We start from the raw sequence: 1,965 nt of genomic DNA, 5'->3' as shown, positions 1-1,965 counted from the left end.
TGTCCGCCATTTTAGCCGCTGTGATGTCGACCTTAAGTTGCCAGCTGTTGGTGTGCTCCAGTGCGTTGACCGAAGATTTCTACAAAGCCTTCTTGCGTAAAAATGCCAGTCAGCAAGAGCTGGTGTGGGTAGGGCGCTTGATGGTGCTGGCAGTGGCGTTACTGGCCATTGCGCTGGCTTATAACCCGCAAAACCGCGTGCTTGGTCTGGTGAGTTACGCTTGGGCTGGATTTGGCGCTGCGTTCGGGCCGGTGGTGTTGTTCTCGGTACTCTGGTCACGGATGACTCGCAATGGTGCGCTGGCCGGTATGTTGATTGGTGCCTTCACCGTGATTATCTGGAAGCAGTTTGCGTGGTTGAACCTGTATGAAATCATCCCTGGGTTTATTCTGGCGAGCATCGGGATTGTGGTGGTGAGTGTGCTGGATAAAGCGCCATCACGTGCAATCCAAGAACGTTTTGCCAAAGCCGATGCAGAGTTCCATACCGCCCCACCGGCTAAATTGCAGGTGGATTAAGTGGATAGCATGAGTTAATCACTCAGCAGCCTCTCAATATCAGATGTGAGAGGCTGCTGTCTTGTTAGTGGATTTAATTTAGTGATACGAGGGTATTATTCAATTTAAAATTAGCCAGTGAGTGGGTTAACTCTTGTGCAAGTGCTTCAAGTTCAGCGATATTTTGCTGCAAGGTGATCGCATGCTCGCTATGTGCTTCGTACACTTCACGAATCGTTATCATGTTGCTTTGAATATCATCGGTAACACAGCGTTGTTGCTCTGTGGCACTGGCTACTTGTGCTGTCATGTCATTGACTTTCCGAACGTCATTCACAATATCAGTCAATTCAGTGCCTGCTCGTTGTGCTTCTGTAACACTGAGAGTTGCTTGCTGGCTACCCGATTGCATGGCAACTACCGCTTGGCGAGCGCCTTGCTGTAAACGAGAGAGCATTTGCTCGATATCGTCAGCCGCTTGTTGAGTACGGCCAGCTAAAGAGCGTACTTCGTCGGCGACAACTGCAAAACCACGTCCAGTATCACCCGCACGGGCTGCTTCAATCGCGGCATTGAGCGCCAGTAAATTGGTGCGATCAGAAATCTGTTTGATTAAATTCAGCGCTTCTACAGCAGATTCAGTGTCTTGATGCAGGTTATTGACAAGCAAACAGCTTTGCTCAAGTGTTCCAGCAACTTTTTCAATAGCCACAATAGTTTGATCAACTTCTTTATCGCCTTGATGGGCGCGATTAATTGCTTGCTGAGTCGCTTGTGCGGTTTGCGTTGCGTTTCGTGCAATTTCAGCGATCGTTGCGGCCATTTCCGTCGCTGCAGTGGCTACTTGACCCACTTGATCAACGCCTCGAACCAAACCTTCATTAACGTCGGCGATAACGGCATTGGAATGACTGGCGCTGTGTGTCAACACACTGCAAGACTGGCGAACTTTGAGTAGTAATCCTTCCAAATGTTCTAAAAAATGATTGAGATCTTTAGCGATGGAGCCAAGTTCATCGCCAGATTGCCATTTGACTCGGATCGTTAAATCATTGTCATTAACCAAGCGAGATAATGTCTGGTGTAGGGCTAAGAACCCTTGATGGATATCCCGTAATACTCGAACACTGACCAAGATTGTGATTAATATACAGGCCAATACAGTGAATGTGCCGAACCAAAAATTACGTAAACTTTGGTTTTGCATCAGCTCAACTTGCTGGAATAATTGCTCAAATAGCTGGTCTTCGCCTTGTTTGAGTAATTCAATTTTTTCGGTGCTGAGTGCAAACCATTTTTCAGGATTAACGTTGAAGTTGCCTGTCGACATCTGTTTTAGCGCGAGCTGCTCATATTGTTCGACTTCTTTCATGACAGGCTGATTCAATATGCGGTTAAGTAATGCTTGCTGTGCTGGAGTAGCAACCGCACTAAATCGTTCTAAGTAACTGTGTTGCGCTGAGAGCAG

The 1,965-nt window shown here is 47.3% G+C and carries 2 protein-coding genes; one reads left to right on the top strand and one right to left on the bottom strand.

Going from position 1 to position 1,965, the window contains the following annotated elements; translation table 11 throughout:
- Positions 1 to 518 (top strand): sodium:solute symporter family transporter (locus ACRC27_RS02980; protein ID WP_438639162.1); only part of this gene is annotated, 518 nt, incomplete at its 5' end.
- A gap of 73 nt (positions 519 to 591) precedes the next feature.
- Here the strand turns inward: ACRC27_RS02980 and ACRC27_RS02975 are convergent.
- Positions 592 to 1,965 (bottom strand): methyl-accepting chemotaxis protein (locus tag ACRC27_RS02975; protein ID WP_438639161.1); only part of this gene is annotated, 1,374 nt, incomplete at its 5' end.

Source organism: Plesiomonas sp. (assembly GCF_051650925.1).
Taxonomy (GTDB): Bacteria; Pseudomonadota; Gammaproteobacteria; order Enterobacterales; family CAMTGL01; genus Plesiomonas.
This window is presented reverse-complemented; position numbering and strand designations above follow the sequence as displayed.